The organism is Stenotrophomonas maltophilia (assembly GCF_039555535.1).
GTDB lineage: Bacteria > Pseudomonadota > Gammaproteobacteria > Xanthomonadales > Xanthomonadaceae > Stenotrophomonas > Stenotrophomonas maltophilia_Q.
Genome location: NZ_CP154630.1, coordinates 491,540 through 505,821 on the forward strand (window position 1 = coordinate 491,540; position 14,282 = coordinate 505,821).

Sequence of the window (14,282 nt, forward strand, 5' to 3'; positions counted from 1 at the left end):
GAATCATTGCGTCTTACGGGCACTTCACTGCATACACCGGCCCAGCACCGATCAGCATCAGCGCCATGTAGTCACTATCACTGGCCTTGCCCTTCAACGTCGCGCCCTTGTTGAAGTGGAAGATGCCGAAGCCGCCGGCCATGCGGATCAGCGCCTCGTCGATCTGTTCGGCGTCATCGCGGAAATAGCGGCTGATCTCGCTGCGGGAGGCCTTGTGCAGGGCATTGGGTTCGCGCTGCCACTGGTCGCCGCGGCTGAAGGAGACGAAGTACTGGCCACCTTCCCGCTCGATGCGGAAATCGGCCGGCTTGCGCGCGCTGGTGGCGAAGCAGCCCTGCAGGGGATCGGCGGAGAACGGGAGCCCGGCGTCACCCCCACAGGCGGTGAGCAGGAGGAGGGCACCGGGCAGCAGCAGGCGGAGCGTGCGCATGGGATGTCCCTACAGGGCAGGTGCGGCTAGTGTAGGCAGCAGGCGGGCACGGCCCGTACAGAAATTCGGCAAGAACACAGGGGTTTTCGGATGGCGCAGGGCAAGGCACCGTGGTGCGGCGTGGCCAGTTGGCTGGGCATTGCAGTGGGCTGGGGCGCGGGCACGTTGGCTGCGCAGGCGGCGGCGGCCGCAGGCGGCAGTGGCATGGCTGCGGGATTGGGCGTGGGTGTGCTGGGCGCGGCGCTGGTCGGCGGCGGCCTGGCAGTGGCTTCGCGCGTGCGCGGCGAGCGCTGGCCGTGGATCGGCATCGGTGGTGCGGTGCTGAGTGCGCTGCCGCTGCTGATGTACCTGCTGCGGATGATGTTGAAGCTCTGACTGTAGAGCCGAGCCCGTGCTCGGCTGATGGCCTGCGACAGCCGAGCATGGCTCGGCGCTACAAAGGCAACGGCAAGCCGAGCATGGCTCGGCGCTACAAAGGCAACGGCAAGCCGAGCATGGGCTCGGCGCTACAAAGGCAACGGCAAGCCGAGCATGGGCTCGGCTCTACAGATTCGACCGCGGTCGCGCAGGATCAGCTGCGGTGGATCTCCACTGTCACGTGCACCAGCTCTTCGTGGATCGCCAGCGCGTTGCGCACGGTATCGGCATCCAGGTTGGCATCGCTGGTGACCACGCTGGCGCTGACCGCGTACTTGCCGCGGCCCACCTGCCAGACGTGCAGGTCGGCCAGGCGTGCCGGCCAGGGGCCCTGTTCGATCACTTCGCGCACTTCGGCCACCACCGGTGCGTCCATCTGCGCGTCCAGCAGGATGCGGCCGCTGTCGCGCAGCAGGCCCACTGCCCACACCGTGACCAGTACCGCGCCGACCAGGCCCATCACCGGGTCCAGCCAGGTCAGGCCCAGCAGCTTGCCGCCGAGCAGGGCAACGATGGCCAGCACCGACGTGGCGGCGTCGGCCAGAACGTGCACGTAGGCCGAGCGCAGATTCAGGTCGTGACCATGCGCGTGATCGTGGTGCGCGTGGTCATGCCCGTGGTGATCGCCATGGGCGTGCCCATGGTGGTGATGCGCATGCCCCGGGCTGTCGTGCAGCCACCAGGCGCACAGCAGGTTCACCGCCAGGCCGACGACCGCAATGGCAATGGCTTCGTCGTAATGGATCGGTGCCGGCACCCACAGCCGCTCCAGTGACTGCACGGCCATCAGTGCGGCGACGCCGAGCAGGGCGATGGCGCTCGTGTAGCCGGCCAGGATCTCGATCTTCCAAGTGCCGAAGGCGAAGCGCGGATCGTGCGCATAGCGGCGTGCGCAGCGGTATGCGAACACCGACAGGCCCAGTGCCAGCGCGTGCGAGCTCATGTGCCAGCCGTCGGCGAGCACGGCCATGGAGTTGAACCACCAGCCACCAACGATCTCCACCAGCATCATGCTGACGGTGAGCCACATGGCGCGGCGGGTATTGCGTTCGGCCAGCGGGTTGCCGTCGTCGAAGCGGTGTTCGTGGCGGCGGGCGGCGGCGAGGGCGTCCAGATGCATGGGCAGACCAGGGGTGGAAGGATACCCCCATAGGGTATACGATATCGCCATGGCCCATGTACACAAGCATCGAAAGCAGCTGCTGACCCGCGTTCGCCGTATCGGCGGCCAGGTGGCGGCGTTGGAACAGGCGCTGGATAGGCCCGAGGGCGAGGCGGGTGACTGCGCGGATGTGCTGGTGCAGGTCGCCGCGGTGCGCGGTGCCGCACACAGCCTGCTGATGGAGCTGCTGCACGAGCACCTTCAGGAGCATGTGGTGGGCGCGGAAGACCCGCAACAGCGGGCCGCCGAAGCCGAAGTGCTGGTGGAGCTGCTGCGCCGCTACGGCAAATAGGCCGTGGGGGGTAGAGTCGACTGTTAGTCGACTGCTCTTTGCCCAGGCGGCATGAGATCCCGCGCTTCGCGCGATAGTCGACTAACAGTCGACTCTACCCTGCGTGCCGGTGCCGCGCGTTCCAGATATGCGTTGCGGCCAGCAGCAGGCTGCCGGTAACGGTCATCGGCGTTTCCCAGTCATGCGAGGGAAGGGCCAGCGCGCCGGCCAGCAACAGCCCCAGACCGGCACCGGCGGTGGCCCAGGCCAGCACGGGCAGCGGATGACGGCGCTCGGCCCGCCATAGCGCGTAGCCGGTCAGCGGCAGGGCGATGGCCACGAACAGCAGGTGCACCCACTCCGCTTCGGCCCACGCGCCGAACAGCGGCAACACGGCGGCGAGCAGGGGCAGCGCCAGGCAGTGCAGCAGGCACAGGCTGGACAGGGCGACCGCGCCGGCATCGAGCAGGGCGGCAGAAGGTGACTTCATCGGGGGAGGTTCCTTGCGCAAGAATTGTTATACAGTAACATTTTCGTTCCGCAGCCAACCCGCTCCGACATGAACACTGTTTCCCGCGCCGACCGCCGCCTTCCGGTCACCGTGCTGTCCGGCTTCCTCGGGGCCGGCAAGACCACCCTGCTCAACCAGATCCTGCGCAACCGTGAGGGCCTGCGCGTGGCGGTCATCGTCAACGACATGAGCGAAGTCAACATCGATGCACAACTGGTGCGCGAAGGTGGCGCCGAGCTGCGCCGCACCGAAGAGACGCTGGTGGAATTCAGCAACGGCTGCATCTGCTGCACGCTGCGCGATGACCTGCTGCAGGAAGTGCGGCGCCTGGCCGATGCAGGTCGGTATGACTACCTGCTGATCGAATCGACCGGGATCGGAGAGCCGATGCCGGTGGCCGCGACGTTCGCGGTGCGCGACGAGCACGGCTTCAGCCTGAGTGACATTGCGCGCCTGGACACGATGGTGACGGTGGTGGATGGCAGCGCCTTCCTTGCCGACTTCGGTTCCTCACAACGCCTGGCCGAGCGTGGCCAGCAGGCCGGCCCGGAGGATGACCGCGGGGTGGTTGACCTGCTGTGCGAGCAGGTCGAGTTCGCCGACGTGATCGTGGTCAGCAAGGTGGACCAGGTGGACGACGAGGTACTGCAGGACACGCTGGCGGTACTGCGTGGGCTGAACCGGGACGCGAAGCTGCTGCTGTCCAGCTTCGGCGATGTGCCACTGGCCGAACTGCTGGATACCGGTCGCTTCGACATGGAGCGTGCACAACGTGCGCCGGGCTGGGTGAAGGAACTGCGTGGCGAGCACACGCCGGAAACCGAGGAGTACGGGATCGGCAGCTTTGTCTACCGCTCGCGACGTCCGTTCCACCCCGCGCGATTCGCCCGCGCGCTGCAGTCGGGGATGCCCGGCGTGATCCGCAGCAAGGGCTGGTTCTGGTTGGCCAACCGCATGGACTGGGTGGGCGAACTGAATACCGTGGGCGCAGCGACGCGCACGCAGGCGGCGGGATTCTGGTACGCCGCGCGCGATCGCGTGCGTGCGGGCATGGAGGACACCACACCGCTGTTGCCGCCGACACCGCTGCCTTACAGCGATCTTGGCTGGGCACGCCAGCAGGCCGACTGCTGGAGCGCACCGTTGCCGGGCCTGGAGGAATTCCCGGATTCGGCCGCGCACGCGGCGATGCAGCGGCTGTGGCATCCCTTGTGGGGCGATCGTCGCCAGGAACTGGTGGTGATTGGCGTGCACATGGATGAGCGCGCGGTGCGTGCGGAGCTGGATGCCTGCCTGCTCAATGACCAGGAACTGCGTGCGGGCCCGCTGCTGTGGCAGCAGTTGCCACAGGCGTTCCCGGTGTGGAAGCGTTGAGCTAACGGTTCCTGTAGAGCCGAGCCGACGCTCGGCTGGAGGACCATTCCATCCACGCATGGCGTGGATCTACTGCAGCCGAGCGTGGGCTCGGCTCTACAGAATCGAATCCACGCATGGCGTGGTGGATCTACAGCGCGTCGCGCCACTGCCAGGCGTCGGCGGTGACCTGCAGCACGTGCGTCGGTCGCAATGCTTGCAGCAGATGCCGGTCATGGCTGACCATCATCAGTGCCCCCGGCCACGCAGCAAGCAGCTCTTCCAATGCCTGCAACGCGCTCAGATCCAGCGCATTACCGGGTTCGTCCAGCAGCAACAGCTGGGGTGCGGGATCGGCATACAGCACGCTGGCCAGCGCCCCCTTCACCCGCTCGCCATCACTGAGGCTGCTGGCTGCCCGCTGGATGCGCTGTGCGTCCAGCCCGAGCAGGGCCAGCCGCGTGCGCAGTTCTCCCACATCGGTACCTGGGTTCGCCGCCTGCACCGTCTCCAGGATGCTGTGCCCGCCGGACAATCCCAACAGCTGCTGGTCCAGCAGTGCCAATGGCGCATGCCGTTGCACGGTGCCACTGCGTGCAGGCAGCTGCCCTGCCAGCACACGCAGCAGGGTGGATTTTCCAGCACCGTTGTCACCGATCACAGCGATGCGCTGCCCGCGGCGGATCTCCAGCTGCAAGGGTGCGACGCAGCCGTACGGCAGCACCAGCGACTCTGCCTGCAGCAGGCGTGAACTGCCGCGTTCGCCTTCACCGGCAAACAGTGCCAGTTCCGGCGCCGCGTGAACCGCTGATGCCGCTGCGCGCAGCTGGTCGGCGCTGGCCTGCAGGCGCTCGGCCTGGACCTGCTGAGCACGGCCATGGCTGGCCTCGGCGCGCTGCTTCTGCCGGCCCAGCAGGATCGGCGCCTGGTTGGCCTGCTTCGCATCGCGGTTGCCGCGTGCCTGGCGTTGCTGCTGCCGTTCGTGCTGTTCACGCGCGCTGCGCTGCTGCTGGCGGTGCTGGGCGCGCGCGTGGTCGAGCTGGGCGGCGGCAGCTTCGCGTTCGGCGGCACGCGCGTCGGCGTAGTGCTGCCACGGCCCGCCATAGCGGTGCAGTCCGCGCGCGTCCAGTTCGACGATCTGCTGCATGTGCCCAAGCAGCTCGCGATCGTGGCTGATCGCCAGCAGGCCGCCACGCCATTGCTGCAGCTGTTCGTACAGCTGCTGTCGATGCCGAACGTCGAGATGGTTGCTGGGTTCGTCCAGGATGAGCCAGTCGGCGTCGCTGGCCCAGGCACCGGACAGCGCCACCTGCATCGCCTGGCCACCGCTGAGGCGTGCGGCGGGCTGGGCGGGATCGAGATCGTCCGGCAGCCGCAATGCCTGCCATTGCTGCTGCAGGCGTTCGCGCAGATCCCAGCGGTCGCCGACGCGGGCGAAGTCGGCTTCGTCCATGCTGCCCGCTTCGATGCGCGCCAGTGCAGCCAGTTCCTCGCCGACGCCGGCGAGCTCCCCCACGGTGCCGGACGGTGGATAGCCGGGCGTGGGCAACAGGAATACGCGGCCGCTGCCGCGTACCTGGCCGCTGTCGGGCAACAGCCGGCCCGCCAGCAGGCGTGCCAGCACGCTCTTGCCGGCACCATTGGCACCGACCAGGCCGGTGGCAACCGGATCGAAGGAAAACGACAGATCGGAAAACAGCGGGCGGCCGTCGGCCAGTCGATACGACACGCGATCGAGCGTGAGGGAATGCGGGGTCATGCGACCTCCATGGATGCCGGGTTCTCCCCTGCGCGCAGGGGCGGGAAGAGTCAGGCCGTCTGTTGGGAAGACGGCGGCATCAATGGCGCATTGGTCGCGAGCCTCTGGGAGGAATGAGCGTCCAGTATAGCGGCAGTGGCTGAATGGTCAGGCGTGCGGCCGCCGGGCATGGCCCGGCGCTACCGATGGTCGGGCGGTTCTGTAGAGCCGAGCCGATGCTCGGCTTCCTTTCGCCGCGAGACGCATCCACGCATGGCGTGGATCTACGGCACGGTACCCAGGCGGGCGCCGACGAAGTCGATGAACACCCGCAGCTTCGGCAGTACGTGTCGGCCCGACGGCCACAGCAGATGGAAGGTGCCGCAGGAATGCACATGCTCGTCCAGCACCGTGACCAGGCGGCCGTCGGCCAGCGCATCGCGCACCGAGTGCACCGGCACGAAGGCCAGGCCGATATCGCGCAGTGTGAGCGCTACCCGCGCCTCGATGGTGTTGGCCACCATGTGCACCGGAAGCTCCTGCGGCATTTCATCGTCGGGCCAGTGGATCGGCCACGGTTCCAGCTTGCCGGTGGTGGGGAAGCGATAGTGCAGCAGCGTGTGCTGCATCAAGCCTGCCGGCGTGCGCGGAACGCCGCAGCGCTGCAGGTAGCCCGGCGAGGCAACGACACGCCGCGGGAATACCCCCAGCCGGCGTGCGTTCATCCGCGAGTCGCTGGGTTCGCCAACGCGCAGCACCGCATCGAAACCTTCCTCGATGACATCGACCAGGCGGTCGCTGAAGTCCAGGTCCAGGCGGATATCCGGATACGCCGCCATGAATTCGGCCATCAACGGCAGGGTGAGGTCGCCCACCAGCGGCAGGCTGATGCGCAGCGTGCCGCGGGGCGTGGCGTGTGGCTGCGCCAGTTCGGTGCGGGCAGCGTCGCGCTCGTCGAGGATGCGCCGGCAGCGAGCCAGGAACAGCTGGCCCTCGGCTGTGAGGGTGATGCTGCGCGTGCTGCGATGGAACAGGCGCACGCCCAGGGCGTGCTCCAGCCGCGCCACGCACTTGCCCGCTGCCGAGGCGGAAATGCCCTGCAGGCGCCCGGTCTCGACGAAGCTGCGGGTGTCGGCGGCATGCACGAAGGTCTGCAGGTTGGCGAGGTTGTCCAGGACTGACATGGGCGTGCGGGCGGTGAAAACAGCAGGGTAGGTGGGCAGGAGCGCAGCGGGCGGTCCCGGCTTTGCAACACTGTGATGCGGGCGGGCGCGCGAACCGTTGCGGCCCCGCGGTTCCGGCCATCATGCCGATTGCGGACTGCGCGGTCCATGATGCCCGGAGCGGCAACCGGCTTTTTGCGCGGACGCACGCTGCCTAACGTGGCGGCCTCTCCCCCACGGATCACCGCGATGAATGCCGCTCCTTCCTTCGAACCTGTGCCGACACTGCCTTCGGTGCAGCGGCTGCTGCAGCAGGTCCACCCGCAGCGCCTGGTCGGTGCGGTGGTGCTGGTGCGCGAGCACGGCGTGCTGCGCCATGCCAGCGCCACGGGCCTGGCGGATCGCGAGTCGGCTATACCGATGCAGCGCTACCAGCTGTTCCGGCTGGCCTCGGTGAGCAAGCCGCTGTTGACCACGGTGATCCTGCGCCTGGTGGCCGAGGGCGTGCTCGACCTGGATGCACCGGTGCAGCGCTGGCTGCCGGACTTCCGCCCGGCGCTGGCCGATGGCAGCACGCCGCCCATCAGCCTGCGCCAGCTGCTCAGCCACAGCAGTGGGCTGGGCTACCGCTTCCTCGAAGCCGATGCGGATGGCCCCTATGCGCGCGCGGGTGTCAGCGACGGCATGGATGCCAACCCGTTGACCCTGGCCGAGAACGTGCGCTGCATCGGGCAGGCGCCACTGCTGTTCTCACCGGGCAGCCAGTGGATGTATTCGCTGGGCGTGGACGTGGCCGGCGCAGTGGCCGAAGCGGCAACCGGGGAAACGCTGCAGGCCTTGTTCGCCCGCTTGCTGGCTGCGCCCTTGGGCCTGCGTGACACCGCCTTCGCCACCCAGGATGCGGCGCGGCTGGCCACGCCGTATGTCACCGACACACCGCAGCCGCACCGCCTGCGCGAAGGCGAGGTGGTCGCTCCGTTCGAGGGCACGGTGGGCATCGAGTACAGCCTTGCCCGCGCGACCGATGCCAGCCGGTTCCCTTCGGCCGGCGCGGGCCTGGTGGGTACCGCCGATGAGGTGATGCGGGTACTGGAGGCATTGCGCGACGGGCAGCGTTCCGGCCTGCTGCCGCCCCGGCTGGTGGCGGAGATGGCGGCCCCGCAGGTGGGCGAGCAGGGGCCGCCGGAACCGCACGGCTGGGGCTTTGGTCTTGGCTTTGCGGTGCTGCGCGATGCGGCCGCCAGCGGTACGCCGCAGAACGCAGGTACATGGCGGTGGGGCGGTGCCTACGGCCACAGCTGGTTCGTCGATCCTGCGCGCGGCCTGAGCGTGGTAGCGCTGACCAACACGCTGTACGAAGGCATGGACGGCGCCTTTGTCGATGAACTGCGTGATGCGGTGTATGCCGACCTGGGGACTGCACGATGAGCGGCCATGCCATCGATGCGGCCAGCCCGGCCGGTGAAGCCACGCGTCTGCCATGGGCCGGCCTGCTGGCACTGGCCGGCGGCGGCTTCATCACCCTGCTGACCGAGACGTTGCCGGCCGGTGTATTGCGGCCGATGGGCGACAGCCTGGGCGTGAGTGATGCGGCGGTGGGGCAGCTGGTGAGCGTGTATGCGCTGGGCTCGGTGATGGCCGCATTGCCGATGACCGCGCTGACCCAGCGCCTGCCACGACGCCCGCTGTTGCTGGCGGCGATTGCCGGCTTCGTGGTGGTCAATACGCTGACCGCGTTGAGCAGCAGCTATGCGCTGATCCTCGCCGCACGTTTCCTGGCGGGCGTGAGCGGCGGGCTGCTGTGGTCGCTGGTGGCCGGCTATGCCGCACGCATGGTGGTGCCCTCGCTGCAGGGCCGGGCGATTGCGGTGGCAATGGTCGGATCGCCGTTGGCGCTGTCGCTGGGCGTACCGGCGGGCACGCTGCTGGGCCAGCAGATTGGCTGGCGCTGGGCGTTCGCATTGATGAGCGTGCTGGGCGTGGGGCTGCTGGCGTATGCGCGTTGGGCGCTGCCAGCCTTGCCTGCTGCGGGTTCCGGCAAGCGCACATCGCTGGGCGCGGTCTGGCGCATGCCCGGCGTGCGCAGTGCACTGTTGGTGATGGTGCTGTACGTGCTCGCACACAACGTGCTCTACACCTACATCGAACCGCTGGCAGTGGAGGCGGGGGCGGGCCCGTGGCTGGACCGCCTGCTGCTGGCCTTCGGCCTGGCGGCGATTGCCGGCATCGGTATTGCCGGCTGGGGCGTGGACCGCCACCTGCGCATGCTGGTGTGGGCGGCGGTGATCGGTTTCATCCTGCCGGTGCTGGCGCTGCTGCTGTGGCCGGGCAACGCGACCGCACTGCTGCTGGCAACGATCCTGTGGGGCGTGGCCTTCGGCGCGGTGCCAACCCTGTTCCAGACCGCACTCGCCCGCCGTGCCGGTGCCGCCGCGGATCTGGCGCAGTCGATGCTGGTGACCGGCTGGAACCTGGCCATTGCTGCGGGAGGTGTGGCGGGTGGTGTGCTGCTGCAGGCCGGTGGGCCCACCCGGTTGGGATGGTTGCCGTTGCTGCTGCTGGCGGTGACCGCTGCATGGTTGCTGGCGCGACCGAAGGCCTGGGCGTAGGCGGCGATCATCGATGATGTGGTGCCGGCCAGCGGCCGGCACTACCGTGGTCCACGCCATCCACGCATGGCGTGGATCCACCGAGCGTAGCGACCCGCGTTTGCCTTTGCTTTTGCTTTTGCTTTTGCTTTTGCCTTCTTCCGTTGATTCCGGGGTGGGACGCTGCAGGAACCTGTCAGAGGCCGGGGCGGTCGGGTTCGCGGGGGTGTCCGCGGCATGGATGCCGCGGCCAAGCCCCCATGGACGGGTTTACGGCGTCCCCCGCGAACCCGACCGTCCCGGCCAACCCTGGGATAGCAGTACGCGACCCCCCACGAGGGGCTCCGCCGTTCGCCGTCCTACTCCACTCCCTCACGCTCGATCGGCACGCTGCGCGGATTCTGCATGTCCTCCCGCGCCGCGCCGTAGCGCTGCTGCCGCTTGTGGTGGAACGCCACGAACTCATCCCGGGGCAGCGGTCGCGAGAACAGCCAGCCCTGTCCGAATTCCACCTTGCGGCTGTGCAGGTAGGCCAGCTGTGCTTCGGTCTCCACGCCCTCGGCCACCACCCACAGCCCCAGTTCCTTGGCCATGTCGATGATGTGCGGGGTCACCGGGCTGGTCGCGCTCTCGGTGCCGATCGCATCGATGAACGACTTGTCGATCTTCAGCGCATCCAGCGGCAGCTGCTCCAGGTACTGCAGGCTGGAGAAGCCCACGCCGAAATCATCGATGGCCACGCTGTGGCCAGCGCGCCGCGCCTGCGCCAGCATCGTGCGGGCGCGGTCCAGGTCGAGGAAGCCGCGCTCGGTGGCCTCCATCCAGATCTGTTGCGGCAGGATGCCGCTGCCGGCCATGTGCTTGGAGATCATCTTCAACGCACGACCGCTGCTGATGTCCTCGGCGGCGAGATTGATCGCGATGTGCGCGCTGCGATCGGCAACCAGCAACTCGCGCATGTCGCGCACCACGTTCTCGATTACCAGGTCGGTGACGTCGGCGATCATGCCGGCCTCTTCGGCCAGCGGAATGAACAGATCCGGACGCACCTGGGTGCCATCCGGGCGCTGCCAGCGGATCAATGCCTCAGCGCCGACGCAGATGCCGGTATCCAGCTCGATGATCGGCTGGTAGTGCAGGTACAGTTCGCGGCGGCGGATGGCGGTGGCCAGTTCACCGCGCAGCGACAGGCGGCGCCGCGACAGCCAGATCACCAGGCCGGCACCGGCGGCAGCCAGCAGGACGCCCAGCGGCACGAACAACCACGCCTGCTGCCGGAACGTGGCAGCCAGCGCGGTACGTGGCGTGGTTGCGATCGCCAGCCATTCCTCGTTGCGTGCGGTCGCGTACAGCGTGTTCTGGTCCAGGCCCTCGCCAGGATTGCGCAGCATGGCTTCCAGCAACGCCGTGTCCATGCCTTTCTGCTTGGCCAACAGGCGCCCATCCGGGCTGGCCAGGGCCAGGCGCACGTGCGGATCGACGATGACGTCGACGAAGCGGCGCGGATCCATCAGCACGTCGTAGCTGCCATACAGGATCGCCAGCATCTGCCGCCGGCCGCTGGCCTCCGGGCGCACGTCCACCGCGATTCCCGCGCCATCACTGGTGACGTGGTCGGGTTTGGGCTGGTTCACGTCCGAATGGAAAGTCCCCCACGAGGTGCAGCGCAGCTTGCCGTCTTCGAAATAGCCCATCTGGTCGGCCGCCGGCGTGGTCATTACCAGCGTCTGCATGCGCCGGATATGCTCGGGCGTGCACGGTTGTGCCACGCTGGCCTGCGCCGACTGCAGGGCGTGCAGTGCCTCGTGGTAGGACAGGTCCGATCGCCGAAGGGTGCGCACGGCGATGTCGCGCAGGCGTTCCTGTTCCACGCTGACGGCACGGTCCCAGGTGGCGTAGGCCATGACGGCGATCGGTACCGCGGCGGCCAGCAGGGCCAGCGCGGTACCGCCGATGATGACGCGCAGGCGGCTCATGGCCGGGGCTCCAGCAGTGCAGGCAGGGCAGGGCGCATGGTCGGGCCGGTCCGTGGGCAGGTGCGGCTATCTGAGCATGGCGCCGGGCCGGGCGGAATGGGCATGACCCGGCAATTCGTCACATTGTGATGAAAGCGGCCAGGTTTGACGGAATCAGCCCATCCGGCGCTGGCGCTTCGGCGCACGGAGGACTACCGTCGAACGCTTCACCCGCCCCTTCCCGCGCCCATGACCGAGCCCGCCACGCCCCCCGAGCACCTGCGCCGCAGCCTGTCCAACCGCCACCTGCAACTGATCGCCATCGGCGGTGCCATCGGCACCGGGCTGTTCATGGGCTCGGGCAAGACCATCAGCCTGGCGGGCCCGTCCATCGTCTTCGTCTACCTGATCATCGGCGCGATGCTGTTCTTCGTGATGCGCGCGATGGGCGAGCTGCTGCTGTCCAACCTGAACTACAAGTCCTTCATCGATTTCTCCACCGATCTGCTCGGCCCATGGGCCGGATTCTTCTGTGGATGGACGTACTGGTTCTGCTGGATCGTCACCGCCATCGCCGACGTGATCGCGATTGCCGCCTACGCGCAGTTCTGGTTCCCCGGGCTTGAAGCCTGGAAGCCGGCGCTGGCGTGCGTGATGCTGCTGCTGTCGTTGAACCTGGTGACGGTGAAGCTGTTCGGTGAAATGGAATTCTGGTTTGCGCTGATCAAGATCGTGGCGATCTGCGCGCTGATCATCACCGGTGCCGGATTGGTGGCGTGGGGCTTCACCTCGCCCAGCGGTCACACCGCGGCGCTGTCCAACCTGTGGAATGACGGCGGCATGTTCCCGATGGGGCTGGTTGGCTTCTTCGCCGGCTTCCAGATTGCGGTGTTCGCCTTCGTCGGCATCGAGCTGGTCGGCACCACCGCCGCCGAAACCGCCGACCCCGAGCGCAACCTGCCCAAGGCGATCAATTCGATTCCGGTGCGCATCATCATCTTCTACGTACTGGCGCTGATCGCGATCATGGCCGTCACCCCGTGGCGCCAGGTGGTGCCGGACAAAAGCCCGTTCGTGCAGCTGTTCGTGCTGGCCGGTATTCCGGCCGCGGCCAGCCTGATCAACTTCGTGGTACTGACCTCGGCCACGTCGTCGGCCAACAGCGGCATCTTCTCCACCAGCCGCATGCTGTACGGCCTGGCCGAGGAAGGCCACGCCCCGCGCGGGTTGTCGAAGTTGTCACGCGCCGCCGTGCCGGCCCGTGGCCTGCTGTTCTCCTGCCTGTGCCTGCTGGGTGGCACGCTGCTGATCTACCTGATCCCGAACCTGGTGACGGCGTTCACCCTGGTGACCACGCTGGCCACCGTGCTCTTCATCTTCGTCTGGTCGCTGATCCTGGTGGCCTACATGGCTTATCGCCGTCGCTACCCGGAGCGCCACGCTGCTTCGATCTTCAAGATGCCCGGCGGCGTCGCCATGTGCTGGGCCTGCCTGGTGTTCTTCGCCGGCGTACTGGTGCTGCTGAGCCTGCAGGGTGACACCCGCCAGGCGTTGATGGCCAGCCCGGTGTGGTTCGTGCTGCTGGGCGTGGGGTACTGGGTGCGATGCAGAACGGCGAAATGACCGGGGATGCGGAGGGGGCGGCAATGCCGGAAATCGCGAACGTTGGAGATCGGAACGTCGGAAACCGGAACGTCGGAACGTCGGAAATCGGTAGAGTCGACTGTTAGTCGACTGCTCTCCCATGGGCCACCGCAAATCCCCGCGCTGCGCGCGATAGTCGACTAACAGTCGACTCTACCGGTGCAGCTACCGGTGCCGGTTCCAGTTCCAGTTCCGTTGCGGGTCCCGGTACCCGCCCCATCCCCATTCACCCAACATTAGCGGGCGTGGCCGGATCATCCGGCCGCCATGTCCCGTCGCCCCTTCCTGCTCGCGCTGTTGTTGCTGCCCAGCCTGTGGCCCGGGCTGGCCGCCGCACGCACCGTCTACCGCTGCGTGCAGGGCAACACCGTGAGCCTGGCCACTGCCCCGGAACCCGGCTCACGTTGCACCCCGAAGGAAATCGACGACAACGCCATCCAGGCCCCGAACCTGTGGGGCAACATGGGTGTGTTCAGTGGTGTGCTGTACGAGCGCGAGCAGGATGGCGTGCTGGTCTATTCCACCCGCAACCTGCCTGGTTCGCGGGTGTTCCTGAAGTTCACCGTGGCCACGCCGCCGGGAGAGCCTGCCCACGAGGGCCTTGGCAAGGTCGGCAAACCGCAGCTGGCCCAGCATGCCAAGCAGTTCAAGGCCGCCGCCAAGGCTACCGGCGTGGATGACGCCTGGTTGCGCGCGATTGCCCATGCCGAAAGCAACTTCGATGCGCTGGCGGTCTCGAGCAAAGGTGCGCAGGGCGTGATGCAGCTGATGCCCGAGACCGCGCAGGAATTCGGTGTGCGCGATCCGTTCTCGCCGCAGCAGTCGATCGAGGGGGGCGCGCGCTACATGCGCGCGCTGCTGCGCCGCTACAACGGTGACAGGCCGCTGGCGGCAGCGGCCTACAACGCGGGCATCGGTGCGGTCACCCGCTACAAGGGCGTGCCGCCGTATGCCGAAACCCTGGCCTATGTGGACAAGGTGATGGCGCTGTACGCACGCTACCGCGAAGCGATGGGCATCCGCACCGAGGTGCCCGCGCGCTAGGCCAGT

The 14,282-nt window shown here is 67.8% G+C and carries 13 protein-coding genes; 7 read left to right on the forward strand and 6 right to left on the reverse strand.

What is annotated here, in order from left to right; all coding sequences use genetic code 11:
- Positions 1-13 precede the first annotated feature (13 nt).
- A complete protein-coding gene (locus tag AASM09_RS02205; RefSeq protein ID WP_049428668.1) occupies positions 14-430 on the reverse strand; it encodes a hypothetical protein in 417 nt (138 codons plus the stop codon).
- 90 nt (positions 431-520) lie between these two features.
- On the opposite strand from AASM09_RS02205, the gene AASM09_RS02210 reads away from it, so the two are divergent.
- Positions 521-805: a hypothetical protein gene (locus tag AASM09_RS02210; RefSeq protein WP_049428669.1), complete on the forward strand. Its 285-nt coding sequence runs from the start codon at positions 521-523 to the stop codon at positions 803-805.
- Between the two features lie 196 nt (positions 806-1,001).
- Here the strand turns inward: AASM09_RS02210 and dmeF are convergent, their stop codons facing one another.
- Complete coding sequence (gene dmeF / locus AASM09_RS02215; protein WP_049428411.1) at positions 1,002-1,967, reverse strand: CDF family Co(II)/Ni(II) efflux transporter DmeF; 966 nt, start codon at positions 1,965-1,967, stop codon at positions 1,002-1,004.
- A gap of 49 nt (positions 1,968-2,016) precedes the next feature.
- Between dmeF and AASM09_RS02220 the strand changes: the two genes are divergently transcribed.
- Positions 2,017-2,301, forward strand: a complete 285-nt coding sequence (locus AASM09_RS02220) for a metal-sensing transcriptional repressor (protein WP_021204443.1) — start codon at positions 2,017-2,019, stop codon at positions 2,299-2,301.
- 94 nt (positions 2,302-2,395) lie between these two features.
- On the opposite strand, the gene AASM09_RS02225 is transcribed toward AASM09_RS02220, so the two are convergent.
- Positions 2,396-2,770: a MerC domain-containing protein gene (locus AASM09_RS02225; RefSeq protein ID WP_049428409.1), complete on the reverse strand. Its 375-nt coding sequence runs from the start codon at positions 2,768-2,770 to the stop codon at positions 2,396-2,398.
- Between the two features lie 69 nt (positions 2,771-2,839).
- Here AASM09_RS02225 and AASM09_RS02230 point away from each other — a divergent pair, with 69 nt between their 5' ends.
- Complete coding sequence (locus tag AASM09_RS02230; protein WP_049428408.1) at positions 2,840-4,165, forward strand: GTP-binding protein; 1,326 nt, start codon at positions 2,840-2,842, stop codon at positions 4,163-4,165.
- Between the two features lie 130 nt (positions 4,166-4,295).
- Here the strand turns inward: AASM09_RS02230 and AASM09_RS02235 are convergent, their stop codons facing one another.
- Together AASM09_RS02235 and AASM09_RS02240 are read right to left on the reverse strand one after the other, a co-directional pair.
- The gene (locus AASM09_RS02235; protein ID WP_049428406.1) at positions 4,296-5,903 is read right to left on the reverse strand and encodes an ATP-binding cassette domain-containing protein; all 1,608 of its coding nucleotides are present in this window, start codon (positions 5,901-5,903) and stop codon (positions 4,296-4,298) included.
- Between the two features lie 263 nt (positions 5,904-6,166).
- Positions 6,167-7,066 (reverse strand): LysR family transcriptional regulator, encoded by a 900-nt coding sequence (locus tag AASM09_RS02240; protein ID WP_049428404.1) that lies wholly within the window; start codon positions 7,064-7,066, stop codon positions 6,167-6,169.
- A 228-nt stretch (positions 7,067-7,294) separates the two neighbouring features.
- On the opposite strand from AASM09_RS02240, the gene AASM09_RS02245 reads away from it, so the two are divergent.
- Both AASM09_RS02245 and AASM09_RS02250 read left to right on the forward strand, forming a co-directional pair.
- Positions 7,295-8,473: a serine hydrolase domain-containing protein gene (locus tag AASM09_RS02245; protein ID WP_049428402.1), complete on the forward strand. Its 1,179-nt coding sequence runs from the start codon at positions 7,295-7,297 to the stop codon at positions 8,471-8,473.
- The gene (locus tag AASM09_RS02250; RefSeq protein ID WP_049428400.1) at positions 8,470-9,654 is read left to right on the forward strand and encodes an MFS transporter; all 1,185 of its coding nucleotides are present in this window, start codon (positions 8,470-8,472) and stop codon (positions 9,652-9,654) included. Before AASM09_RS02245 ends, AASM09_RS02250 begins: the two co-directional genes overlap by 4 nt.
- A gap of 338 nt (positions 9,655-9,992) precedes the next feature.
- On the opposite strand, the gene AASM09_RS02255 is transcribed toward AASM09_RS02250, so the two are convergent.
- On the reverse strand, positions 9,993-11,609 hold the full coding sequence (locus AASM09_RS02255; RefSeq protein WP_049428397.1) for an EAL domain-containing protein: 1,617 nt from the start codon (positions 11,607-11,609) through the stop codon (positions 9,993-9,995).
- A 228-nt stretch (positions 11,610-11,837) separates the two neighbouring features.
- Here AASM09_RS02255 and cycA point away from each other — a divergent pair, with 228 nt between their 5' ends.
- Both cycA and AASM09_RS02265 read left to right on the forward strand, forming a co-directional pair.
- Positions 11,838-13,211, forward strand: a complete 1,374-nt coding sequence (cycA, locus tag AASM09_RS02260) for a D-serine/D-alanine/glycine transporter (RefSeq protein WP_049428395.1) — start codon at positions 11,838-11,840, stop codon at positions 13,209-13,211.
- Positions 13,212-13,499: 288 nt separating this feature from the next.
- On the forward strand, positions 13,500-14,276 hold the full coding sequence (locus AASM09_RS02265) for a lytic transglycosylase domain-containing protein (RefSeq protein ID WP_049428393.1): 777 nt from the start codon (positions 13,500-13,502) through the stop codon (positions 14,274-14,276).
- The last annotated feature ends 6 nt before the right edge of the window (positions 14,277-14,282 follow it).